The organism is Acidobacteriota bacterium (assembly GCA_039028635.1).
GTDB lineage: Bacteria > Acidobacteriota > Thermoanaerobaculia > Multivoradales > JBCCEF01 > JBCCEF01.
In genome coordinates this window covers 61222-83906 of the sequence record JBCCHV010000002.1, presented here as the reverse complement: position 1 = coordinate 83906, position 22685 = coordinate 61222, and the positions used below count along the sequence as shown (strand labels likewise).

The following is a 22685-nucleotide window of genomic DNA, read 5'->3' as shown; positions in this document are numbered from 1 at the left end:
CGAATTTCGGTCTCAGGAAGGGCCCGATCCGTCTCGTACGTGCCACGTTACCTCGCGCGAAAGCTACTAGGTCACCGAGCACTGCCGGGTTCGACGAGCGGGTGGCAGGGATCCCATCAGGTGGAGGCGCCGAACCTCGAAGAGGGAGGCGCCTGCGGATTCCCAAGGCCGTGAATTGGCCCATCTGGAGAGGGTATTGGAGCCAACAGGGAATCGCCGTGAAGCGACCTCGTCAGAGGGAGCTGCCCACCGCATCTCCGTCGGCAGTACTCGTGCCATTTGGAGAAGGAATTTGGAGCAGAAGGGAATCGCCGTGAAGCGACCCCGTCAGAGGGAGCCACCGAGTGGATTCCAAGCGGAACTTCGAGAGCCTGATGGTGAGGGTCTTTGGAGCACGTAGGGAATCGTCGTGCTGCGACCTCGTCAGAGGGAGCCGCACACCGATTCCCATGCGGTTCCTCCCAAATCCCGGCGGAGCCGGGATTTGGCGGAAGCGCATGGGAATCGAACCCACCCCTCGAGCCGGAACCGGAACGAGACTACGGTTTTGAAGACCGCGGGAGGCACCAGCCCCCGAGCGCTTCCATGGCGCCATCCTACACTTTCCGATGGCTCGAAGCTCACGCAATCAAGGAAGCACCGAGAGGGGAGAAGGCTCTGCTATTTCAGCAGTTCCTCGATCTTGCCCGTGTAGTTGCGGATCCCGCTCCGCCAGATCCGGTCGAGACGCAATCCCAACTCGGCGGACACGATTCCCTCCGGCAGGGAAGGCTCGATCGGTTCGTTACTGATGATCGAGGGGGCCAACATGGGTGTTCCGTCCCAAGTCTCTTTGAACACTAGACCAACGTGCTTGTCGAGGAAGGACTTTCCGAGATCTGGATAGACCCCGACGCTTGTCTCTTCGTCACCGATGGTTGCTTTCTGGAAGCTGACGAATCTCCGGTCGCGGAAGCCTCCTTCGACGGCGTAGGTTTTGTTGGCGCCGCGGGCGTGCCCGATCGTTACATCGGTTCGAAGCCTTCCGGGATCCTTGGAGCTCGTAAAATCGAGGATGTCGTACTGCCAGATGAACGAGCCGTTCTGCTTGGAAGCGTGGTAGCGATGGAGTTTCCTGCGGTGATCTTTCAGCTTCGCGTTGTCGGAAGTGAAGCTCGGGCGCTGCGTTTCTTCGAGGAGGCTCGTGACGCGCTCTGTGAGGTCGTAGCGACTGGCGACACCGAGGAGGGAAGCGATGCTGGTTCCGAGCAGGGCGCCACCGAGGGAAGTCAAGACCGGGATCTCGCTATCCGTGCCCCATCCGATGAGCGCCAGCCCAGCAACCGCGAGCGCGACGAGCAGGGCAACGAAGAGACGACTTGAGCTTTGGGCTTGCAACCATCCTCCGTTCACTTGTGGAATTTAGTGAGGATTTTACTTGGGATGTTCGCAGGTGAGGCGTTCCCTGCGATCTTGTCTGGGTTCTCCGGCCTTGACCGGCAGGCCCTGTGGTGTCCCACTGGCCGCCTGAAACCGAAAAGCGGCCCGCACCACCTCAGAAGTCGACCATCTTCTCGACTCGGCCTCCGGTTTCGACGGTGACCGTGTGCTCTTGCGGCTCGCCGTCCCCGGCGGGCTTGAGGCTGACCCGGTATTCGCCGGGCTCGACGGTGAAGACCTTGGGGTTGGTCTTTTCGGAGGTGTAGGTGCGGCCTTGGGCGATCGCTTTGCCGGTGGCGACGGAGCGGACGTGGACGACGGCGTCGGCGAGGGCGCCGTCGCGGCGGGCACCGAGGGCGATCTCGCCACTTTCGAAGGCGACCTCGGCGGTGGTCTGGTCGCCTGGATTGACCACCAGGTCGGTGCTGGTGTGGCGCACCGGGCCCTTGATCTCGACCGACTGGATCTGGACGTCGTAGGTGCCGGGGGTGAGCTCGAAGGCTTTGGGATTGGTCTTTTCGGAGGTGTAGGTGCGTCCAGAGGCGACTTCTTGGCTGGTGCCGGCGAGGTAGACCCGCACCGTGGCGTCGCTGAGCTGGCCGTTGCGGAGGACGCCGATGGACAGCCCGCCGGAGGTGAAGTCGAACTCGCGCTCGGCCACCTCGCCCTCCTCGAGGGTGAGCGAGAACCGGCGCTGGGTGTCGCCCTTGATGCCGAGGGCCTGGACCTTCACCTCGTAGCTGCCGGCGGCGAGGGGTAGGCGTCGCGGGTTGGTGCTCGGGTCGGTGTAGGTGCGGCCGAGGTTGACCTGCTCGCCGCTGGGGGTGGTGACCACGACGCTGGCGTCCTGCAGCTCACCACCGTTAATCACCTTGACCGCCAAGGCACCGGGCGGCTCGTCGACCGGCGCCTGGACCGCCTGTTCGAGGGCGGTGCCGAGCTCGTTGGCGTTGGCGGCCGAGAAGAACAGGCCGTCACCGGCCTGGGCGGCGCACTCGAGGGACGACAGATCCTCTTTGGAGACGTCGAAGCCGACGACGTGGAGGATGAAATCGAGACCTTCGTCCTTGGCGCGACGAACCGCGGCGCAGGGATCGGCGTTGCAGGTCTCGAGGCCGTCGCTGATCAGGATCACGGTCGCCGAATCGCGCTGCCGGACCTCCTCGAAGGCGCGCTCGACGGCCGCCGTCAGAGGTGTCTTGCCCTTCGGCTGCAGGCCGTCGACGGTGGTCTTGAGCTGAGCGCGGTCGAGGCGGGCGAGGGGAGCGACGAGCTCGATGTCTTCGCAGTCGCCCTCGCGGCGGTGGCCGTAGGCGACGACGCCCACCGTCTGCTCGTCCGGCAGGTCATCGACCAGCTCGGCGAACACCTCGCGCGCGATGACGATCTTGTTCTTGCCGTCGATCTGGCCCCACATCGAGCCGGAGGCGTCGAGAACCAGGATGAGGTCGGCGGGCTGTGCCGCGAGTGGCCAGCCGAGGACCAGGCAGAGAACGGCGAAGACGAGGTTTCTCAGCGCTCGTGAAGACATGACGACTCCCTCCAAGGTGGCCGTAAGGGCCGAGTTCATGACATGCGATGGCTGCATTGTGCGCCATTCGCCGGTCGAGCACCAAACTCGGCTCCTGAGATTCCTTGCGGCCGGCGGGTTCCGCGGTGTCCAGGAGAGGTGCGGACCTCAGTCGAGGTCGAGGAAAGAGACGGTGGAACCGACCTCGACTGCGGGGCTGTCCGCCGGTCGATGGAGCAGGGCGTTGGCGAGGCCGAAGGCGGCGAGGTCGTGGGAGCCCTTGGCGACCAGCGGTTCGACGCGTGCGACGCCGTTCTGCCAGGCAACGCGAGCGGGCAGAAAGCGGTCGCGCCCCTTGGCCGCCGGGGCCGGGGTCAGCAGAGTTCCCTGCCGCGCATCGCCGAGCAGCTCCGCTGGCCGGCCCGCCAAGCGATCGAGGGTGGGCTGCACGAAGAGGCGATAGCTCACCATCACCGAGGCGGGATTGCCTGGCAGGCCGAAGACCAGTCCGCCAGGGTGGCGGCCGGCGACCAGCGGTTTGCCGGGCTGCATGGCGACGGCGTCGAAGAGGGCCTCGCAGCCGAGCTCGGCGAAGATTCCTTCGGCGTAGTCGAACTCGCCTGCCGAGACTCCGCCACAGACCAGCAGCACGTCGGCTTCGAGGCCGTGGGCAATCTTGGCCCGCAGATCGCGGGGGTCGTCGCGGGCGATGCCGAGAGCTTCGAAGGTCAGACCGCGGGCGGCGCCGGCGGCGAGCAGAAAGTCGGTGTGGGAGTCGCGCAGCTGGCCGGGCTGCGGCAGCGCCTCCGGCGGAACGATCTCGTCTCCCGTCGCCAGCACTCGCACCCGCGGTGGGCGCACCGTCGGTACGGTTTGGTAGCCGTGGGTGGCGATCAAGGAGAGGGCGCTCGAGCTCAGGGGAGTGCCGGTGGCGAGGAGCGGAGCGCCGCTTCGCAGGACCTCGCCCTGGCGCCGGATGTGGTCGCGATCCGTCGACGGGCGCTCGAAGCGCACCCGCTCGCGGCCGCGGTCGGTGGCTTCCACCGGGACCACCCGGTCGGCGCCCGTGGGAACCGGTGCGCCGGTCATGATGCGCACCGCTTGGCCCGGCGGCAACTCGAAGCCTGGCGCATCACCGGCTGCGATGACTCCGGCCACGGTACGTTCTGCGCCGGCCTCGAAGGCACCCTCGAGGGCATAGCCGTCCATCGCCGAGACATCTGCCGGCGGAACGTCGACGGTGGCTGCGAGATCGTGGGCGAGCACGCGGCCGCGGGCCTGCCGGCGCGGACAATCCTCCGGCGGCAGGGGGACCAGCAGGGGGCTCAGTCGGCTCCAGGCTTCTTGGGGTGTGATCATGGTCTGGTTTCGGGATGTTTGATTGGCGCTGAGGCGGAGAGCCTCTGGTCGCATCTGATTCTAGCGGTCGCTACGGTGCGCCCGAGTGGCGGCCTGTCCGGATTGCCGGCCCGGCGTGCACTTTCGTGTGCGGAAGCATTTGGTATGATCCAGGCTGCTTTTCCATCTTTTTGCATGATTTTGAGGTGAATTCTCTGGCTTCTCAAGAAAAGGTCTTCCAGTATCGGGGAGATCTCTCGGAGACGGCTCTCCCGGAGATGCTCAACGCGATCGATCGCTTCGGTGTCGGCGGGGTGATCGAGGCGGAGCGTGAGGGCGTGAGCAAGCGGGTGCATGTCTCGGGGCGCTGCGTGGTTCACGCCTCCTCGTCGGACATCAACGACAGCTTGGGCAGCTATTTGCTGCGCTCCGGGCAGCTCAGCTCGGAGGACTACAGCGCCACCATGAAGGAGCGCGAGGCGGGCAAGCGCCGCTATGGCGTGATTCTGGTGGAGGCCGGATTGCTGTCGCCGGGCGAAGTGGCGCGGGCGATTCGCAAACAGGTGGAGGCGATTGTCTGGAGCCTGTTCTACTGGCAAGACGGCCGGGTCTCTTTCAAGATCGGCGATCCCGGCGGCGGCGGCATTCGCCTGCCGATGCGGCACGTCATCCTGCAGGGCATTCAGCGGGCTCCCAACGCCAAGGCCCTGGTCGCTCGCCTGGGACAGCGCAGCACCGTTTTCGCGCCGACGGACGACACCGAAGGCATCATCGATGCCGGCCTCGACAGCGAGCAGTTCGATCTGCTGCGACTGGTCGACGGCAGCCGCTCCCTCTATGAGATCTGCACCGCCGGTCCCTTCTCGGCGGCCGAAAACGCCAAGCTGATGTACGCCTTCCAGGTGCTGCAATTGATTCGCAGGCCCGCCCTGGAAGAGAATGAGCCGCAGGAGTCGAAGAGCGAGCCCGAGACCTCGTCGGTCAAGATTCGCCTCAAGACTCCGGGCGGTCGCTTCTCCGGTTAGCCCCCGGTTCGCCGGGGACGGCCGGCAAACGCAGCGTCCGTCCACCCATCCGCGGGAATCCCTACTCCGTAGGACGAAGCACAGAACCTCGAGGTTCGGAGTCTGTATGCCGATTTACGAGTACCAGTGTCAGCAATGTGACCGTCGTAGCGAAGAGATCCAGCGGATGTCCGATCCGCCGTTGACCGAGTGCTCCGAGTGCGGCGGTTCGCTCAAGAAGCTCTTGTCGTCGCCGGCCTTCCAGTTCAAAGGCTCCGGCTGGTATGTCACCGACTACGCTCGGGCCGGAAGTGGCGGAGACGGCAAGTCCTCCAGCGACTCCGGTGAGGCAAAGAAGAGCGAGGGCGAGAGCAAGAGCAAGAGCTCCAAGGACTCCGCCGGCAAGGCCTCGACCGCAACCAAGAGCGAGAAGAAGGGCGACTGAAGGCCGCCGTCAGGAAGAAGTCCATATGCTATAATGACATTGCGTGGTTTGGACAGAAAGACACCCCCCGGGCGTTTCCATCCTCGGTCGATGGGAAACAATCACCATGAGTTCTTGTTGCAGCCCACCTGAGATCCCCATTTGTCGCCGAGCCCGCATTCTTGGAGATTGCTGATGAAATCGAAGATCTTCCCCTCTGTCCTCTTTGTTCTGCTCTGTTTGGCGACGGTGCCGCTGTCGGCGACCACCTTCGTCATGGTGTCCGACGAGAACCTGGCCGATGGCAGCCCGGTAGTGGTCGAGGCGCGGGTGATGGCGAAGGAGAACGCCCCGACCTCCGGTCGGCCGTCGACCGACTATCAGGTCGAGGTCGAGGCGGTGGTCAAGGGCAACGTGCCCGGCTCGAGCTTGATCGTGCGCACGCCTGGCGGTGTGCGTCCCGACGGCATCGGTCTCAAGCTGTGGGGGATTCCCGAGTTCCGCGTCGGCGAGCGGGTGGTGTTGTTCCTCAGCCCGGCGCCGGACGGTACTTTCCGCATCGCCCACCATCTTCTCGGGGCTTTCCGTGAGGTCGACTGGCAGGGGCGGAAGATCCTGGCCCGCAACCTGGCCGGCACCCACGAGCTGGCCCTCGAGGGCATCGATGCTCCGGCTCGGGGTCCGCGCGATCGCGCCGCTTTCCTCAACTGGATCCGCGAGCGCTCGACCGGTGCCAAGCCGGCGGCGTCCTACTTTCTCGAGATCTCGGACGACGACGTCACCTCGATTCACGACCAGTTCACCCAGTTCGAAGACAATCAGGGGCGGGCCCTTCGCTGGCCCGATTTCGACTCCGGAGCCACCGTCCGCTGGCGGGTGAGCAACGCCAATCAGCCGGGATTGACCCTGCAGCAGGTGATCGATGCTTTCCGGGCCGGCATGCAGGCGTGGTCCGGAGACAATCAGAGTCTGGTCAGCTACGGCTACGGTTCTTCTCAAACGACCGGCCTGACCGGCGGCTTGACCAACTTCGACGGCACCAACGCCATCGCCTACGAAGACCCCAACAACAACAACTCCTTCGAGGCTCCCTTCAGCTGCAACGGCGGTGGAGTTCTCGCCATCGGTGGCCCCTGGTTCAACAACCAGACCCACGTCTTCCGCGGCACCACTTATCGCAACATCATCGGCGGCGACATCATCACCAACGCCGGTCTGCAGTGCTACTTCGATCGCAGCGGCAACCGGGTGACGGCGGCGGCCGAGCTGTTCGCCCACGAGCTCGGCCACACCCTCGGCTTCGGCCACGCCTGTGGCGACGACTCGAGCCCGTCCTGTGGCTCGAGCGGCACCCTCAACGATGCGCTGATGCGGGCCTTCGTGCACAACGACGGCCGCGGCGCCCGCTTGGGCGCGGACGACCTGACGGCGATCCGCACGATCTATGGAAACGGCGTCGGAAACACGCCGGTGCCGACGGCGCCGACGGACCTGACGGCGGCGGCTCTGTCGTCGACGACGGTCGAGCTGCTGTGGCAGGACAATGCCGACAACGAGACTTCCTACCGCATCGAGCAGCGCACCGAGGGCGGCGGCTTCGTGCAGATCGTCAACAGCCTGCCGGCCAACAGCGAGGCCTTCATCGTCACCGGCTTGACGCCCCTCACCCTCTACGACTTCCGGGTGCGGGCGCGCAATGGCGGCGGCAACTCCGGCTACTCCAACATCGCCACGCTGCGCACTCCGTCGACGCTGCCGGACGATCCGGACTTCCTGACCGCCACCGCCCTGTCGCCGACGGCGGTCCAGCTCACCTGGGAAGACTTCTCGAACAACGAGACGAACTTCCTGGTCGAGGCCCGCTCGCCGGTCAGCGAGTACTTCCAGATCGCCTCCACCGGTCCCAACGCCAACAGCCTGGTGGTCGGGGGCCTGGTCTCCGGCCGGCCCTACACCTTCCGGGTGCGGGCGACCAACGGCAACGGCAACTCGGGCTACACCAACGAGTCGAGCGCCACGCCCTTCGATGGCATCAACGGTCCCTGTACGACCGCCAACGACACCCTTTGCCTGCTCGACGACCGTTTCCGGGTGAAGGTCCAGTGGCGCAACCAGTTCGCCAACGGCACCAACGGCATCGGTTCTGCCCAGGCGCCCTTCGCCCAGGACACCAGCGGCATCTTCACCTTCTTCGATCCGCGCAACACGGAGCTGATCGTCAAGGCCATCGACGCCACCGGCATCGGCCAGGGCTATTGGTTCTTCTACGGCGCTCTGTCGACGGTGGAGTACTGGATCACCGTCACCGATACCACCGACGGCAGCTCGAACACGTACCACAACCCCCCTGGTGAGCTGTGCGGCTTCGCCGACACGCAGGCCTTCCAGGGGCCGGCTTCGAGCCCGGCGAGCGGTCTGCGGGCATTCTCTCTGCCGCTGCCGGAGGTCGACGACGTGACCAGCATCGCCTCGCCCGTCGGAACCTGTGTCGACGGCACCGAGACCCTCTGTCTGTTCGAGGACCGCTTCGAGGTCAAGGTCGACTGGTTCAACTTCCGCAACGGCCAGACGGGTACCGGCAAGGCGGTTCCGGGAACCACCGAGACCGGCTACTTCTGGTTCTTCGGACCGGAGAACATCGAGCTGGTGCTGAAGGTGCTCGACAACACCGCCGCGGGCAACAATTTCTGGGTCTTCTACGGCGCCCTGTCGGACGTGGTGTACGACATCACCGTCACCGACACGGTGACCGGGCGCAGCGTGAGCTACAACAACGAGGCCGAGAACTTCTGCGGCAACGCCGACACTGTCGGTCTGCTCGACGAGCCGCTGCCGTAACTCGGGAAGCCGCCTCGGCGCAATAGGAAAAAGGCCGTCTCCTCTGGGAGACGGCCTTTTTTCGTGCCCGGCAACCTCCTAGTCGGAGTCGGCGATCCAGGCCTCGATCTTGGCCTCGATCACCGGCAGCGGCACGGCGCCACTGTCGAGCACCTGGGCGTGGAAGGCTCGCGGATCGAAATCTTCCCCGAGGGCTTCCTCGGCGCGGTCGCGCAAGCGGCGCAGGGTGAGCTGGCCGAGCTTGTAGGCCAGTGCCTGGCCTGGCCACACGACGTAGCGGTCGACATCGGCGATGACTACGCTGGCGGCCGAAGAGGTGTTGGCCAGCATGTAGTCGACGGCCCGCTGGCGGCTCCAGCCCTGATCGTGGAGGCCGGTGTCGACCACCAGCCGCAGGGCTCGGAACATCTCCAGCTCGAGGTGGCCGAAGTGCTGGTAGGGGTCGGTGAAGAATCCCATCTCGTGACCGAGGGATTCGGCGTAGAGGGCCCAGCCTTCGATGTAGGCGGTGCCGCCCTCGAAGCGCGCGAAGGACGGCAGCTCGAGATCCTCGAGGGCGAGGCTGGCCTGCATGTGGTGGCCAGGCAAGGCCTCGTGGAGGTAGAGCGTCTCCATGGTCGGCCGGGTGCGCGACGGCAGGTCGTAGGTGTTGACGTAGAAGACCCCCGGCCGCGAGCCGTCGGGCGTCCCCGCGTAGTAGTAGGCGCTGCCGGCGGCCTGCTCGAAGAACTCCGGAACGGCGCGGATCTCGAGGGGGGTGCGGGGCATTTTCGGGAACAACTGCGACAGACGCGGCCGGACCCGCTCGGCGATCTCGCGATAGCCGGCGAGAAGCTCCTCGGCGCTGTCGAACTTGAACTGCGGGTCGCTGCGCTGGAAGTCGAAGAACTCCTGCAGGCTGCCTTCGAAGCTCACCTCTTCTTTGATCTTCTCCATGGCGGCGCGAATGCGAGCGACCTCGGTGAGGCCGAGCTGATGGATCTCCTCGGGGGACATCTGCGACGAGGTGTGTCTGGTGATCAGGTGGCGATAGAGGGCTTTGCCGTCGGTCATGCCGATCAATCCCGGCGCTCCCTGGCGGCTGGCCGGCAAGTACTCCTCTTCGAAGAAGGTCTCGAGGCGGGCGAAGGCCGGCATCACGGTCTCGCCGATGGCGCGCTCGTAGGCCGCCGTGAGGCGCTGGCGATCGGCGTCGCCGATGGTGTCCGGAAAGCTCTTCGTCGGTCCGAGGAGCGGGCTGCCCTCGACCCCGCCTTCGACGGCGGCACTGAGCTGATCGATCACCCGGCGGGTGGCGAATTCGGCGGGTACGTGGCCTTGCTCGATGCCGAGCCGGAGGACCCGATGGCTGTCGTCGAGATAGCGGGCGAATCCGGTGAGGCGGCGGAGGCCGCTTTCGTAGTCGGCGAGATCGGTGAACGGGAACAGGGATTGCCCCGAGGACATGTCCGGAAAGGCGATGTGATAGCCGAAGAGGTGATCGAAGGGCAGTTGCCGCAGGATCTCCTCGGAACCGTTCTCGAAGCCGGCGAGCTCGGTCTCGGCGCGGTAGCGGAAGGCGTCGTAGGCAACTTGCTGCGCTGCCGGCAGGGCCTGGCGATCGATGCGCGCCAGCGCTGCGAGATCACGCCGGAGATTGTCGCTGCGCGCCGCCAGGTGGCGGCGGCTGAGGTAGTCCCCGAAGCGGTCCGCCTGGCGACGATCGCCACGGCCGAGGGCGGCTTGCGGATCGAGGTCGAGGCGGCGGTCGTTGCTGGCCGCGAACAGGCCGTCGAGGGCCTGCGCGGCGCTGGTGTCGACCAGCCGCCAGCGGTCCGGCTGCGAGCTCGGCTGCGAGCTGCAAGCGGTCACGGCCAGCGCCGCGGTCAAGGTGAGCAAGGTTCTACGGGCGAAGGCTCGACGCATGGACATACTCCTCCCTGTGGATGTCGTTCCTGGCCGGCTCAGGAGCTGCCCTGAAAGTCCGGACGGTAGGTGAGATAGAGGCCGCCCCAGAGGTGGATCGGCTGCTCCGGGAGGACCTCCGATTGCAGGTTGTCGGTGTAGGCGAGGCGCAGCTTCCAGGAGGTTCGGTCTCGCCGGTGGTCGAGGTCGAGAGTCAGCGACCAGTGGTGGAAACCTGCCTCGCGACCGTCGAAGAAGCGCGCGTACTCTTCGCCGGACCAACCCAGGCCGGTGGCGACCGAAGCGCCCCAGAGGTCGCCGCGGCGAAACTCTCGGCGCAGATCGACGAGGACGAAGAGGTCCTCCAGGAGGTCGACGTTGTAGTAGGCCTCGACGCCGGCCGACCAGGCGTTGCCGGCTCGCGCCTTGAAGTAGAGCTCGCCGGTGTTGTCGATGCCGCCGGGAAAGATCAGCTCGACGTAGCCGAAGCGAAGGTCGAATAGGCCGACGCGGCGGTCGTAGAACAGGTCGAGATCGATCTCCTGGATCTCGCCGGAGCGGCCGTTGTCGTCCGCTAGGTCGACGCCGATCCAGACCTGGCCGCCGATGCCGTTGCGGTAGTTGACGGTGGCGGCGGCGCTGAGGACCGGGAACTGACGCAGGGTGATACCCCGCCAGACGTGGCGTGGCCGCAGGCCGACCTCGTAGGAGACTTCAGAGGCCGCGACCGGCAGGGACAGGGCGGCCAGCAGCAGAAACAGCGGGCCGACGATCAGAAAGCGGGGGGTGGAGTTCCTCGGTGACATGCGCTGGAGGGAGCGTCCCACCGGCGCAGTGAGGAGAAAAGTGGCAGAAATGTCAAAGACAGAAACTTATCCGCCAGGGTCTTCCAGGGTCTGTCGATACAGGATCAGGCGCCTCTCGGCCGCCGGCGGACCGAAGGCGGCGCGCTCCTCGAAACGCTGGTCGAAGTCGGGCAGTTGGCGGAGCGGCTCCATGAAGGAGTGGGCGGACTCGCTATAGAGGATCCAGGCCGAGGGCGCGGTGCGGTAGGCCGCCGCCATGTCGCCGGCGGCGACCGCCGGCAGCACTCCCGGACTGACCAGGCCGAGGAGGTCGAATATCGGCCGGCGGCTGAAGTAGGCGAGGGTTCCGACTTCGACAAAAGCGGTCGCCTCGCCTGCGGGGACGTGAGTCGCCATCCACTCGCCGACCTCGCGATAGAGCTCGTACCGGGGAGCCTGGTGGGGAGCCAGGAGGAGGTTGCGCCCACGCTTGACGAGGGGCTGGAAGAGAGGGCCGAAGATCAACAGGACGGCGACGGCCGCGATCACCTTGGCGGTGAGGGTGCGATCGAAGAAGGCGTCGACTCTTCGCACCAGGGCGCCGGCGAGAAACACCAAGCCGTAGAGAATCGGCAGGTAGACCGGGATGGCGTACCACGAGTAGTGAGGCACGTGGAGCAGCGGATAGGCGACCAGCAGGGCGTAGCCATAGAGGGTCAGCACCTGGCCGGCCAGGCTGCCGTGGCGCAGGAGGAGAAACGACCCGGCCAGGCCGACGGCGACGAGGGTCGGCGCCACCGGGCCGAGGAAGCTCTCCTGCAAGCGCAGGGCAGCGGGCCAGAACAAACCGCCGCTAGGCCAGATCTCCGGCTGCCAGGCGGCCTGCAGGCGCTTGGCCTCGAGGGTCACCGGCAGGAAGTCGCCGAACCAGGTGCGGGCGGAGATCAAGCCGAGGGCGATGACTCCGGCGGCGGTCCAACCGTAGGGCTGCGGCAGGCGGCGCTGGCGATGCCACAGCAGCAGGCCGAGAATCGCCACGGCGAGGCCGGCGTCGGCGCGGCACCAGACGGCGAAGCCGGCGACAGCTCCGGCGCCGATGGACCAGCGTCGAGCGGTCATGGCAGCGGTCGCCAGCAGGGCCAAAACCACCAACCCCTCGCCGCCGTTGTGAATCCAGAGAAAGGGCGAGACCACCACCAGGGTGCCGGCGACGAGGCTCTCGGCGGGGCGCGTCTCGCTGCGTAGCCACCAGGCGAGGGCGAAGAGGGCGGCAGCGCTGAGCAGGGTGCCGAGGCCAGCGATGGGGATTCGCGTCAAGCTGTGGAGCAGGGCCAGCAACAGGCCGAGGCCGGGGGCGGTGGTTCCGAACACGCGCTCGCCGGGATTGAAGACGAAGCCATGGCCCTCGCTCAGGTTCTGGGCGTAGCGGAAGGTGATGAAGAAGTCGTCGAGGGCGATTCCCCAGAAGCGGCCGCAGAGGATCGCGAGGGCCACCAGCCAGACGGTGGCGAAGGCGCGGGTGGCGTACCGTTTCACCGGTCGCCGCCGCCCTTGAGGCGGAACCAGAGGTTGCGCAGCTTCCAGAAGCGACTCGCCTCCATGGCGGCGATGCGGGCTTCGAGCTCGCGAATGGTCTGGGCGGAGCGAGCCTGATCTTCGCCATGACGGGCATCCGCCCGGTCACGGTCGGTGGCCCAGCGGGTCTCGCGGCGGTGCAGCTCTTCCTGCAGCCAGCGCAGACGTTCCTCGGCGCAGCCCAGGGTGCTGGTCGCGACGCTGGCGAGGTGGACCACCTGGCGGCGCCCCTCGGCGTCGACGGTGCGCAGCAGCAGGGGGTGAGCGCCGGTGAAGCCGTCCGGGAGGGGCAGCGTCATTTGCCAGCCGCAGCGACGCCTGCCGGTGAAGGGCTCCGCTTCAGGGCGTTCCAGCGCCACCGCGGCATGGGTCGCCCGAGCACCGCCGAAGGTCGCCTCGACGGCCTCGATGGCCGGCTCTCCGCCGGTCCAGCCGGCGAGCTCGAGGCCGGCAGAGTCGACGTCGCAGCGTTCGAGATGGAACTTCGGTTCGGCGGCGAACTCGAGGGGCGAGCCGACGTCGCCCGGTCGCGTGACGACATAGAGGTCCTGGAAGGCACACAATCCGTGGGGTAGTCGTTTGATCGCGACCTCCCCGAGGGCACCCTCGACGGCCCGGCGCACGAAGTCTTCGGAAACCCAGGCGGAGCCGTACTCCTGCGGGTCGTGGGAGCCGCTTTCGCTGCGCGCTTGAAAGGTCAACCCCGAAGCATCGAGGGATCGGTCGGTCGGTAGCAGGCTTTGGTCATGGACGCTGAAGATCAGCATGCCGTTGGATTCGAGGAGCCGGCCGAGGGCCTGCAGCCAGCCGTGGAAGCGTTCCTCCCGCAGGTGGCTGAAGAGGGACGTCGCCACGATGACGGCAAAGCGCTCCGGGCGGTCGAGATCGGCCGGGTCGACGGTCGATACGAAGCCTCGCACCCCGAAGGTCTGGCGCTGGAACTCGATGCCGGCCTCGTAGAGGTCCGACACCCAGACCCGCTCGGCGCCCAGCGCGGGGGCCAGAAAGCGGGTGACTCGGCCGTAGCCGCTGGCGAAGTCGAGCAGCGACGGCACCGACGAGAGGCCGCCATAGCGCCAGCGCAGAATCTGCAGCAGGGCCTCGGCGATCGAGTGACCAGAGCGGAAGTAGTGACCGCGGGCCTGGGCCATGTCGCCGCGTAGAGCCTGGCGGAGGAACTGCAACATCTCGTCGTCGCGGTGGATGGCGCGGTCGATCGCTCGACCCTCGCCGGGCAAGGCGGCGAAGAAGGCGTCCTCCAAGGAGGGGGGGATCGATCGGCCGGGGGACGCCATGGAGCGATTCTAAGGTGTAAAGTCGCGGCCGAATGGCGACCTTCCACTGGCAGCTCTGGATCCAGCTCGCCTTGCCCCTGTTGCTGGCCCTGGGCGCGTGCGAGCTGTTGGCGCGCCTCCTGCGGCGTCCACTGTCCGCGGGAGCCCGCCTTCTCGGTTTCCTCCTGCCCTGGCTGCTATTGGCGCCCTGGCTGGTTGGCGACCATTTGCTGGCACCGACGGACGTCTTGCGCTGGCTGCCCGACGCTCCTCGGGTGGAAGCGAGCCCGCGCCACGACCTGCTCAACGACGCCGTCTACCAGTTTCTGCCTTGGGAGCTGGAGGTGCGCCACGCTCTGGCGGAGCGGCGGTTGCCGCTATGGTCCGACCTGCTCGACGGCGGCAGCTCGCCGTGGGCGAATCCCCAGGCCGGCGTCTTCTCGCCGATCCACAACCTCGCCCGCGCGGTGCCGATTCAGCACTTCCTGCTGGTGATGTTGGGCCTCAAGGTGTTGATCGCGGCCCTCGGGACCTGGGTTCTCGCTCGGCTGGTCGGGGTGCGCTCACCGGCCGCTCTGATCGCTGCGACCGGTTTTGCCCTTTCCGGTGGACTGATGGCCTGGTCCCTCTTTCCGCACACCGCCACCGTCGCCTGGGTGCCTTGGCTGGCGGCGGCGACGCTGCGCCTGGTGCGGCGTCCGGTGCGTCGAAATCTGGTGGTGGCGGCGCTGGTGGCCGCCGTCACGCTGCTCTCGGGGCATCCCGAAACGGCCTTCGCCGGCGCCGGACTGGCGGCCGTCGTCGGCCTCGCCCTGGCGCCCGCGGACCGCCTACGCCGGCGTCGCGGGTTGATCGCCGTCGGTCTCGCCTGCGGCCTCGGTCTGGCCCTGGCGGCGGTGCATTTGGTGCCCTTCGCAGAGGTCCTGTCGCACTCCCAGCGCGCCGACGAGACCCTTGCCCGGCGTCTCCCGACGAGCGCCCTCGGTGCCAGCCTGAAGACCGCCGGCTTCGTTCCCGAAGCGGTGTCCTTCTTGCGTGCTCCGAGCCATCCGCGGGCCTTCGGTTGGCCCTACGCGGAGCCCTTCCGAGGCCCCATCAATTGGGTCGATGCCTGCAGCGGCTATGCCGGCCTGGTCGCCTGGGCCGGGGCCTGGCTGGCGCTCTTCGTCGGCCCCCGGCGACGCCTGGTGCCCTGGCTAGGTTTCGTCGGGCTGGCCTATCTGCTGACCGCCCGCTTCGTACCCCTCGCCTTGCTCCTCGAGCTGGTGCCGGCGCTGCGCAGTCCCGCCTGGTCGCGCTTCTTGCTGGTCGCCTGCCTGGCGCTCAACGTCGCGGCGGCGCTCGGCATCGACTCCCTGGCGCGCCGAACCCAGTCACGGTGGCGCCAGTCACGGCGACACTGGTCACGGCGTCCATGGCCTCGGCCGGCGCTGGCCTTCGGCCTCGCCGCCGCTGTCAGCCTCCTTTTGCAGCCGGACGGCTGGGGATTGCTGCTCTGGCTCTCGCTGGCCGCCGCCGGCGCCCTGTTGCTGGTGCAGCCACGGCTCGCTGCCTGGGCGTTGGCCGCGGTGGTGCTGCTCGATCTGGTGCCCTGGGCCCGTAGCCATCTGCCGCGCGGCCAGTCGGCCCTCTTCTACCCGCGCACCGGACTGGTGGAGACGCTGGCGGACGCGACCGGCGAAGGCCGGGTCGTGGGCGGTGATCGGCTGGCCTATCCGGCGTTGCTTTCCGTCTATGACCTCGGCGACGTGCGGTCGCACAACCCCTTGGCGGACGTGCGCCAGCTCGCGGTTCTGGAAGCCGCCTTCGGTTTCTCGCCCTCGACCGAGGAGTACTTCGCTCCCTTCTCGAATCTCGACCATCCGCTGCTCGACTTCCTCGGCGTGCGCGGCGCCCTGCTCAGTCTCGGCGTGCCGCGGCCCGATGGGCTCCGCCAGTTCGACGACGGGCGGTTTTATCCCTTCTTCGTTTTCAGCAATCCGGAGGCGCTGCCCGAGGCCTTCTTTCCTGCCGCCGTCGAGGTTCTGCCGCGGCAGGACCTGCCCGCCTGGGTGCGCGATCTCGAGCGTGCCGACCGAGTGGCCCTACTGCAGCGCGAGGCCGGGGGGTGGCAGCCCACCCCGGGGCCGCGACCGGTGGTCGAGGTGGTCGAGGAGCGGCGAGGATACCGGCGTTTGCAGTGGTCACCGGGCGCCGAGGATCGGCTGCTGGCGACCAGTCTGCGGGGGCCGGACGGTTGGCGAGCCCGGACCAGCGAGGGCCGGCTCCTCGACACCTTGACCGTCAACGGGGCCTTCCTCGGCCTGCGGATACCGCCCGGCGTGGGCGCCGTCGAGCTGCACTATCGGCCTTCCGGAATTGGCGTTGGTGGCGCGTTCACCGGCCTTGCCGCTCTGCTGCTCGGCGCCCTCGCGGCCGGCCCAGGAAGGCGCCGGCGAAGCTGAGGGCGAGGGCGGCCAGAAGGCAACCCTGGAGGTGCGTTCGCGGGCGGTAGAGCAGCTCGAGCCGTTGCTCTCCGGGCTGCGCCCACAGGCCGACGAAGGGGCCGTTGGTGAGCACGATCGGTCGGCTTCGGTCGTCGATCAGGGCACGCCAGCCGCCGTCCTGGTAGATCGAGGAGGCCACCAGCCGAGTTTCGAGGGTTTCCAGTTGAGCGCTCCAGCGGGTGCTCTCCGGGGTCGCCGCCGTCAGCCGCCCCGGCGACTGCTGGCGCCATTCCGACGGGTCGCCGGGCATGGACTGCACCAGGGCGCGCTCCGCGAAGGAGTGGTTGTCAGCCAGCCACCGCTCCCAGGAGCCGCCGGTGAAGCGCTCGGCGCTCGCCGGCAGAAACAGCCGCGGCAGGGGATGCGGGCGCTGCCACAGCCAGCCCGAGGGATGACGCAGTCTGGGCTCGAGGGGAGGCGGCAGGGTTCGCCCCCGAGGGGTCAGCACCTGGCCGACGCCGAGCAGGTCGTAGAGCGGGTGCTCGGGGCGCTCGAGGTGCCAGCGCTGTCCTCCCGTCGCCGGGCGGAGCGGCGCCGTCACCCGTCGCAGCGCCGCCGGGCCGGTGGGGTTGTTGATGCGCAGGTCGCGCAGGCCGTAGAGGCTCCCGAGGTTGGGGGCGAGGGCGTTGCCGAGGGCGACGAAGCGGGATCCTGGATTCTCCTCTGAGGCGGCGCGCAGCTCGGTGATGGCCGGCGTCTCCGGGAACGCCAGGCGCTTCGGCTGAGCCGGATTGGCCGAGCCGTGGGCGACCAGCAGCTCGGCGGCCACCAGGGCGACCAGGAGTCCCCCGGAGAGGCGACTCGGTGGGCGCAGCAGGAGCACCGTCGCCAGGACGACGAGACCGATCTGAGCCGCCAGCCAGCCATGACGAAAGTCGGCGAGGGTGCCGGCGACGGGAGGCGGGTGGGCGAGGTAGGCCCACAGCAAGGCCGCGACCAAGAAGCCGGCAGCGGCCACCAGGCGTCGACGACGGATCTCGCCCTGCTGCCAGCGTCCGACGGCGCGAGCGGCGAGGAGGGCGAGGGCCAAGGCGGTGAGAAATCCGAGCCGCTGGGGACCGGCGGCGAACAGGATTCCGATGGCCGGGAATCCTGCAGTCCAGGTCGTCGGAAGGGCGGCGAGCCCCAGGCTGGCCACGGCGACGGCCGCGATCAGAAGCTCTCTGGGGTTTCGCCGACCGCCGGTGCCGGCGGCGAGGGCGAGGAGCCAGGCGATGGTCGACGCGAAGGCGGCGCTGTCCTCGAGACGATTGATCGGACCCCAGTGGGCGCCCAGGCGATGGTCCCCGAGGGCCGGCGGCGCGACGGCGGCGGCGAAGGTGAAGCCGTGCTCGGCCGGCGGACCGGTCATGACGGCGCGGCGATCACTGAGGTCGAGCAGGCGGCTCGCCGGCAGCCACAGGGGGGCGGTGATTCCGACCGCGATCAGGGTGCAGCAGAGCCAGGTCGCGAACACTCTTCCGCGCTGTGGCGCCGAGGTGCTCCACCAGCCGACGGCGGCGAAGAGGAAGACGAAACCGAGGGCGAAGGCGATGGTCTGGGGGTGGCCCGCCAGCATCAGGGTGACGAGAGCGGCGGTGAGGAGTAAGGGGAACCGTGTCCCGCGCTCGTGCCGACAGCCCTCGATGCCGTAGAGCACCGCCGGCAGGACGGCGGAGGTGGTCGAGAGGGGCCAGCCGACCCACAGAATGACGAAGCTGCCGAGGCCGTAGGCGCAGGCCCCCAGGGTGGCGGCGGTCGGCTGCGAGCCCGAGCGTCGCAGCAGCAGAAAAGTGAACAGTAGGGCGACGAGCTCTTTGAGGGCGGCGGTGAGGGCGGGTCCCTGGTCGGGGCTCAGCGCCAGGGCGGCGAGCACCAGTGGCTGGAAGGCCTGGGCTTGAGGGTCGGCCTGCAGTCCCATGCCGGCACCGACGTGATCCGTCCACAGGGGCCAGCGGCCGGCCAGGATCTCGTCGCCGGCGGCGATCCGTGACGGGTGGATGAGGAGCGGCAGGTCGCCCTGCAGGGGGTGTCCCGGACCGGCTGCCGGCTCGATCTGGCGGAAGGGCTCGAAGCCGAGCAGGAAGTCGAGCGGCAGCAGGACGCGTCCGCCGAACAGGCTGCTACCGAACAGCAGCACGGGCAAGGCCAGGAAGAGGGCGCCGCAGGCCCGCGGAATGGCGTCGAAGCGGCGGTGCAGGAGGCCCAGCAAGAGGCCGCCGAAGAGCAGGAAGGAGATTCCCGGAAGGAGGTCCGCGGGGCTCCAGGTGTCCATCGACGCGATTATACTGCCCCCGGCGACGGCTCCGGCTCGCGGAGCGTCCGGTCCCTCGAAGCCATTCAAATGCGACGCTTTCTGCCCCGACTGGTGCTCTTCGCGGTCTTTCTGTGGTGTCTCGCGCAGCTCGGCCGGGAAGTCGAGCGCTACCATCACTCGACCGCCGACCCTCTCGGCCATGGCGAGGTGGCGAAGTGGCGCCTGGGCGAGGGGCGTCCGGAAGCCCTGCGCGACTTTCTGACGCCGATCGCGACCGGCGTGCCCGCCAACCGGGTGGTGGTGTTCGCCTCCGGGACCGGCTCCGAGACCCAGGATTTCTTCCTCACCTACTGGGTGGCTTACTTTCTGCCCCGGCATCGGGTGATTCCCCTGAGCCATCCCCGAGCGCAGCAGATGGGCCAGGTTTTGGCGGCCTACAACACCGAGCTCGAGCACCCGCGCATCCGCGAGGCCAAGCGCTCGCCGAGCGGCGTGATCTACCGGGTGATGCCGCCGTGACCGGCGTCCTCCTCCTCGCCGTTCTGACGGTGTTGCTGGGCCGCTGGGCGGGCGAAGGGCTCGCCGCCGGGCAAGGCGCTGCGGGCGATCGCTGGGCCGTCGAGGGAGCGGTTGGCCTGGTTCAGGTTCACGTCATTCTGCTGCTCTTCGATCTGGCCGGTTGGCGGTGGCACCCGATGGCCCTGACGCTGGTGTTCTTCCTCCTCGTCGGCCTGTGGACGCTGATCCGACAGCGGTCGGGCAATGGGCGTCCTGTCGGCCGCCTACCGGCGACAGAAGCGGCTTTCCACCCTCCGGCTCTGGCGGCCTGGGGGGCGGTCGCCCTCTATGGCTTTCTCGCCGTGGCGGGCCGCATCGATCTCCCGGACTTTGTTTATCACTGGGGGATCAAGGCCCATCGCGCTTACCTCGCCCAGGGCACCGACTTCGCCTATCTCGCCGATCCGCTCGACCTTGCGGCCCATCCCGACTATCCGAATCTGGTGCCCAATCTCTACGGCCTGACCTACACCTTGGGAGGCGGCTTCGATGTCGCCGCCTCGATGCTGTGGTCTGTGTTGCTGTTCGCGGCCATGGTGCTGTCGGCCCAGGAAGCCTGTCGGCGGTTGGCGATACGAGGCTTCGGGGGCCAGGTGACCGTTGGCCTCATGGCCGTCGCCGTCGCCATGTTCGGAATCGGCTACCGCATCGCCGGTGGGGCCGATTGGTTCATGGCCCTGGCACCGCTCCTCGCGCTGCCGGCTCTGCTGGTGCCGCGGGGTCTCGAGGACGATCTCCGCCTCGGTGCGGCGGCCGCTCTGGCGGCCGGGGCCAAGATCGAAGGCCCGGCGTTGGCGGCGGTTCTCGCCCTGGTTTGGCTGATCCGCCGCTGGCGCAGTGGCACCTGGCGCTGGGGTGGTGCGATCCTCACCTTGGCTCCCGCCGCCTTGGTGGTGGTGCCCTGGCTGGCGCTCAACCTTCGCCACGACCTGTTTCAGACCACCAACACCGGCTGGCCGGACCTCTCCCGCGGTCGCGAGATCGCCCTCGCCCTGGTCGAGATCCTCAATTTGCCCGAGTGGCATTTCCTGCCCTGGGTGCTGCTGCTTCTGCCGGTGCTGCTGGGGTGGCGCTCGACGCGCGCCATCGCGTGGGTCTGCACTGGCCAGCTCGCCTTCTATCTATTCGTCTATTTCACCGCTCCGGTGGACGTCGGGTTCTACGTTCGCTCGAGCTTCCCGCGTCTCCTCTTCCATCTGGTTCCGGTGCTGCTGGTGGCTTCGGCCCTCTGGCTACAACGAGCCGACACGAGACAGAAGCCACTGCCGTCATGAGTCAGACCTACGAGCAAGCCTTCCCTGTCCGGTGGGCGGATCTCGATCCCAATCGGCATCTTCGCCACACCGCTTTCAACGACTACGCCACCCACGTGCGCTTCTCCTGCCTCGCCGAGCGCGGCTTCGGGGCTGAGCGCTTCGAGGCCGCGAATGTCGGTCCGGTGATCTTCCGCGAGGAGACCCGATACCGCCGTGAGGTGGCGATGGGAGAGACCATCACCATCGACTTTCGCGTTGCCGGCCTCTCCGCCAACGGCCGCAAGTACCGCTTGACCCACCGGGTGCTGCGAGCCGATGGCGAGCTCGCGGCGACGGTGACCGTCGAAGGGGCATGGCTCGATCTCACCACTCGGCGGATTCGTCGGCCGCCGCCGGCGCTGCTCGCGGCCCTCCGTTCGATCGCGCGCAGTGAGGACTTCGAAGAGCTTGGGTCTTAGCAGCCTGCTAGCATTCGCGTCGCTGGAATTGAAGACAATTCTCAAGGAGATCCCGTGAGTCAGGTCGAACTCTATTACCATCGCCCCTCTTGAAAGAGCTGTGAGCGCACCCGTGAGGTGCTGACGAACCACGATGCCGAGATCGTCGAGGAGCGCTCGGCGCGCAAACAACCCCTCTCCGATGACGAGGTCCAGGTCTTGCTCGGCAAGGTGAGCACGGTGCACGTCGCCAAGGGCAAGAAGGTGGTGACCTTCGAGGCCGGCGAGACCGATCTCGATGCCCTCAAAGGCCCGACCGGCAACTACCGGGCCCCGATGGTGCTGACGGGCGATACCCTGTTGGTGGGCTTCAACCGGGAGCTGGCTGCGGACCTGGTCAGCGGCTAGTACCGGCTTCCAGGGGGCGCCCAGGCGCCCCCTGACTTCCCCGATTCAACTCAGGGACGCAAGATGACGTCCTTCTCTCCGCGCCAGCCGTCTCCTGCTCGCACGAGCTCGACGGCGCGTCGTCTCGCCGTCTCACTCAGGAACGGGTCGTCGGTGAAGTGGAAGTCCCTGCCGCGGTAGGAACTACCGTCCGCTTCTCGGATGTGCAGGTGGATGTGAGCCGGAATCCTGGCGTCGGGGTAGGGACCCGGCCTCAGGGTGCGGAGCTCGTAGCGCCCCTCGGCGTCGGTCCGTAGCCAGCCGCGGAGGGTGCCGTGGCGCCGGCGCCATCCGGTGCTTCCCGGAGGAGGTGGGTAGACCCCTTCGCCGTTGGTGTGGTGGAAGTAGAGCAGCACGCCGGCGGCCGGCGTCTCGCCATCGGCGGCGAGGACTCGGCCGGTGAGCACCAAGGGTGAACCCGGCTCGCCTTGGCTGGGAATGGTGAGGCGCCAGTCGAGCTTCTCCGGGGCCTCATCGAGAACGGTGCAGTCGCGGCAGGGACGGGAGCTGCGGTCCTGCGCCGCCGAGGCGAAGGGGCTTGGCACCAGCGTCGCCACCAAAGCGACGATCAAGAGGGCATCTCGCATCGGGTCAGGGTCCTTTCTCGTGAAAGTTCTACTACACGTGTACGAGATAGGTCCGGCGAAGTTGCTTCGAGCCCAGCCTGGTCACTTCGAAGCAGCGGGGCCACCGGGCCTTGCCGACTGATTCGCGTTCGGAACCCCAAGAACAGGCATCATTCCGCACCGCCGGTTGCTGTTGCTAGCTTTGCTCGAGCGCCGCAGTCAACGATGTATGGACTCGATTTTGAGGAGGGTACCGAGCATGGGCAAGCAGGGTGACACCAGTGTGAAGTGGAAGGACTATGAAGACAGGTACTACGGTTACAGCAGCTTGGTTGGAAAGTCCGCGGTCATCGCCAAGATTCGCAAGGCGAGTGGTATCTACCTGGCCAACGACCATGAGAAGTCACTGTTCGAGCTGGTGGAGGAGGAGATGGAGACCAAGAGCCCACCGGCCGGTTGGACGGTGGATCAGATCCTCCAGGGCTGTCAGTTCGAGAAGGATGTCAAGGAGAGCTATAACCGCCACCAGCGAGCCACCAGTGGCAAGACCGATACCCAGCTCGGACTGCGTGCCGATCACGCGAACTACCGAAGTTGAGGTGGCTACCGGCTTTTCGGGGAGTCGAGGAGCTCCGTTGTAGCTTGCGA

18 protein-coding genes and 1 tRNA gene are annotated in these 22685 nt (G+C 67.5%); 9 read left to right on the top strand and 10 right to left on the bottom strand.

Annotation, left to right across the window (positions count from 1 at the left end; translation table 11 throughout):
* Positions 1–485: 485 nt before the first annotated feature.
* From AAF604_01530 to glp, 4 genes are all read right to left on the bottom strand, one after another.
* Positions 486–585 (bottom strand) — tRNA-Sec (locus AAF604_01530).
* 75 nt (positions 586–660) lie between these two features.
* Positions 661–1377 carry a hypothetical protein gene (locus AAF604_01525; GenBank protein MEM7048302.1) on the bottom strand — a complete coding sequence of 239 codons (717 nt, stop codon included), beginning with the start codon at positions 1375–1377 and terminating at the stop codon, positions 661–663.
* Positions 1378–1534: 157 nt separating this feature from the next.
* Positions 1535–2950 carry a VWA domain-containing protein gene (locus AAF604_01520; GenBank protein MEM7048301.1) on the bottom strand — a complete coding sequence of 472 codons (1416 nt, stop codon included), beginning with the start codon at positions 2948–2950 and terminating at the stop codon, positions 1535–1537.
* 147 nt (positions 2951–3097) lie between these two features.
* On the bottom strand, positions 3098–4288 hold the full coding sequence (gene glp, locus AAF604_01515; protein MEM7048300.1) for a gephyrin-like molybdotransferase Glp: 1191 nt from the start codon (positions 4286–4288) through the stop codon (positions 3098–3100).
* 185 nt (positions 4289–4473) lie between these two features.
* Here glp and AAF604_01510 point away from each other — a divergent pair, with 185 nt between their 5' ends.
* The 3 genes from AAF604_01510 to AAF604_01500 all read left to right on the top strand — a co-directional run bounded on the left by AAF604_01510 (position 4474) and on the right by AAF604_01500 (position 8533).
* Positions 4474–5292, top strand: coding sequence for a DUF4388 domain-containing protein (locus tag AAF604_01510; protein MEM7048299.1), 819 nt, complete (start codon positions 4474–4476; stop codon positions 5290–5292).
* A gap of 106 nt (positions 5293–5398) precedes the next feature.
* Positions 5399–5716 (top strand): FmdB family zinc ribbon protein, encoded by a 318-nt coding sequence (locus AAF604_01505; GenBank protein MEM7048298.1) that lies wholly within the window; start codon positions 5399–5401, stop codon positions 5714–5716.
* A gap of 174 nt (positions 5717–5890) precedes the next feature.
* Positions 5891–8533: a fibronectin type III domain-containing protein gene (locus AAF604_01500; protein ID MEM7048297.1), complete on the top strand. Its 2643-nt coding sequence runs from the start codon at positions 5891–5893 to the stop codon at positions 8531–8533.
* 78 nt (positions 8534–8611) lie between these two features.
* Here the strand turns inward: AAF604_01500 and AAF604_01495 are convergent, their stop codons facing one another.
* The 4 genes from AAF604_01495 to AAF604_01480 all read right to left on the bottom strand — a co-directional run bounded on the left by AAF604_01495 (position 8612) and on the right by AAF604_01480 (position 14072).
* Positions 8612–10438, bottom strand: a complete 1827-nt coding sequence (locus AAF604_01495; GenBank protein ID MEM7048296.1) for a DUF885 domain-containing protein — start codon at positions 10436–10438, stop codon at positions 8612–8614.
* Between the two features lie 38 nt (positions 10439–10476).
* Positions 10477–11223: a hypothetical protein gene (locus tag AAF604_01490; protein ID MEM7048295.1), complete on the bottom strand. Its 747-nt coding sequence runs from the start codon at positions 11221–11223 to the stop codon at positions 10477–10479.
* Positions 11224–11289: 66 nt separating this feature from the next.
* Entirely contained in the window at positions 11290–12738 is a 1449-nt protein-coding gene (locus tag AAF604_01485) for a hypothetical protein (GenBank protein ID MEM7048294.1), read from the bottom strand.
* Entirely contained in the window at positions 12735–14072 is a 1338-nt protein-coding gene (locus AAF604_01480) for a class I SAM-dependent methyltransferase (protein ID MEM7048293.1), read from the bottom strand. The genes AAF604_01485 and AAF604_01480 overlap by 4 nt, the downstream gene beginning before the upstream one ends.
* 32 nt (positions 14073–14104) lie before the next feature.
* On the opposite strand from AAF604_01480, the gene AAF604_01475 reads away from it, so the two are divergent.
* Positions 14105–16495: a hypothetical protein gene (locus tag AAF604_01475; GenBank protein MEM7048292.1), complete on the top strand. Its 2391-nt coding sequence runs from the start codon at positions 14105–14107 to the stop codon at positions 16493–16495.
* Here the strand turns inward: AAF604_01475 and AAF604_01470 are convergent.
* The gene (locus AAF604_01470; protein MEM7048291.1) at positions 16428–18791 is read right to left on the bottom strand and encodes a YfhO family protein; all 2364 of its coding nucleotides are present in this window, start codon (positions 18789–18791) and stop codon (positions 16428–16430) included. The genes AAF604_01475 and AAF604_01470 overlap by 68 nt on opposite strands.
* 69 nt (positions 18792–18860) lie before the next feature.
* Here AAF604_01470 and AAF604_01465 point away from each other — a divergent pair, with 69 nt between their 5' ends.
* The 4 genes from AAF604_01465 (at position 18861) to AAF604_01450 (ending at position 21432) form a co-directional block, all read left to right on the top strand.
* Positions 18861–19292 (top strand): hypothetical protein, encoded by a 432-nt coding sequence (locus tag AAF604_01465; GenBank protein MEM7048290.1) that lies wholly within the window; start codon positions 18861–18863, stop codon positions 19290–19292.
* Entirely contained in the window at positions 19289–20605 is a 1317-nt protein-coding gene (locus tag AAF604_01460) for a hypothetical protein (protein ID MEM7048289.1), read from the top strand. The genes AAF604_01465 and AAF604_01460 overlap by 4 nt, the downstream gene beginning before the upstream one ends.
* On the top strand, positions 20602–21045 hold the full coding sequence (locus AAF604_01455) for a thioesterase family protein (GenBank protein ID MEM7048288.1): 444 nt from the start codon (positions 20602–20604) through the stop codon (positions 21043–21045). Before AAF604_01460 ends, AAF604_01455 begins: the two co-directional genes overlap by 4 nt.
* Positions 21046–21162: 117 nt before the next feature.
* Positions 21163–21432 (top strand): ArsC family (seleno)protein, encoded by a 270-nt coding sequence (locus AAF604_01450; GenBank protein MEM7048287.1) that lies wholly within the window; start codon positions 21163–21165, stop codon positions 21430–21432.
* Positions 21433–21482: 50 nt separating this feature from the next.
* Here the strand turns inward: AAF604_01450 and AAF604_01445 are convergent, their stop codons facing one another.
* The gene (locus AAF604_01445) at positions 21483–22058 is read right to left on the bottom strand and encodes an intradiol ring-cleavage dioxygenase (GenBank protein MEM7048286.1); all 576 of its coding nucleotides are present in this window, start codon (positions 22056–22058) and stop codon (positions 21483–21485) included.
* A 238-nt stretch (positions 22059–22296) separates the two neighbouring features.
* Between AAF604_01445 and AAF604_01440 the strand changes: the two genes are divergently transcribed.
* Complete coding sequence (locus AAF604_01440; protein ID MEM7048285.1) at positions 22297–22635, top strand: hypothetical protein; 339 nt, start codon at positions 22297–22299, stop codon at positions 22633–22635.
* Positions 22636–22685 lie beyond the last annotated feature (50 nt).